The organism is Nocardia gamkensis NBRC 108242, from assembly GCF_001612985.1.
Lineage (GTDB): Bacteria > Actinomycetota > Actinomycetes > Mycobacteriales > Mycobacteriaceae > Nocardia > Nocardia gamkensis.
This window is the reverse complement of sequence record NZ_BDBM01000106.1, coordinates 1-1,319: the sequence shown is the minus strand read 5'-3', so window position 1 is coordinate 1,319 and position 1,319 is coordinate 1. Positions and strand designations below refer to the sequence as shown.

Sequence of the window (1,319 nt, the reverse complement as noted above, 5' to 3'; positions counted from 1 at the left end):
TGTGGACAAGCGCGACACCGTGGGTGTGCGCATCGACCGCAAGCGCCGCCAACCCGTAACGGTCCTGCTCAAAGCGCTCGGCTGGACGGATGAGCCGATCCGCGAGCGGTTCGGTTTCTCCGAGATCATGATGACGTCGCTGGAGAAGGACAACACACCGGGCACCGACGAGGCGCTGCTGGACATCCATCGCAAGCTGCGTCCGGGTGAGCCGCCGACCAAGGAGTCCGCGCAGACCCTGCTGGAGAACCTGTTCTTCAAGGAGAAGCGCTACGACCTGGCGCGCGTCGGTCGCTACAAGATCAACAAGAAGCTCGGCATCCACTCCGGTGAAGTCATCGGCTCACCGGTGCTCGCCGAGGAAGACATCGTCACGATCATCGAATACCTGCTGCGCCTGCACGCGGGTGACAAGACCATGACCGCCCCCGGTGGCATCGAGGTTCGGGTCGAGGTCGATGACATCGATCATTTCGGCAATCGTCGCCTGCGCACCGTCGGCGAGCTGATCCAGAACCAGATGCGAATCGGTCTCTCCCGTATGGAGCGTGTGGTCCGCGAGCGGATGACCACTCAGGACGTGGAGGCGATCACGCCGCAGACACTGATGAACATCCGCCCGGTCGTCGCCGCGATCAGGGAGTTCTTCGGAACCTCGCAGATGTCGGTATTCCTCGACGAGCGCAACCCACTCGCGAGTCTGACCCAGAAGCGCCGCCTTTCGGCGCTGGGCCCAGGTGGCCTGACCAGGGAGCGCGCCGGCCTGGAGGTCCGCGATGTGCACTACAGCCACTACGGCCGGATGTGCCCGATCGAGACCCCGGAAGGCCCGAACATCGGCCTGATCGGTTATCTGTCGGTGTACGCGCGGGTCAACCCGTTCGGCTTCATCGAGACCCCGTACCGGAAAGTGGTCGAGGGCCGGGTGACCGACGAGGTCGACTACCTGACCGCCGACCAGGAAGACCTGCATGTCGTGGCGCAGGCGAACGAGCCACTCGATGCCGAGGGGCGCTTCGTCGAGCCGCGAATCGCGGTGCGTCGCAGGAATTCCGAGGTCGAGCTCGTCGATTCCGCGCAAGTCGACTACATGGATGTGTCGCCGCGTCAGATGGTGTCGGTCGCGACGGCGATGATCCCGTTCCTCGAGCACGACGACGCCAACCGGGCTCTCATGGGTGCGAACATGCAGAAGCAGGCGGTTCCGCTGGTTCGCTCCGAGGCCCCGCTGGTCGGCACCGGTATGGAGTCGCGAGCCGCGATCGATGCCGGTGACGTGGTGGTGAACGAGAAAGCCGGTGTGGTCGAGGAAGTCTCCG

1 protein-coding gene is annotated in these 1,319 nt (G+C 64.4%); it reads left to right on the top strand.

Going from position 1 to position 1,319, the window contains the following annotated elements; genetic code table 11:
• On the top strand, window positions 1-1,319 hold a 1,319-nt coding region (locus NG1_RS34815), incomplete at both ends, for an RNA polymerDNA-directed RNA polymerase subunit B (RefSeq protein WP_501193579.1).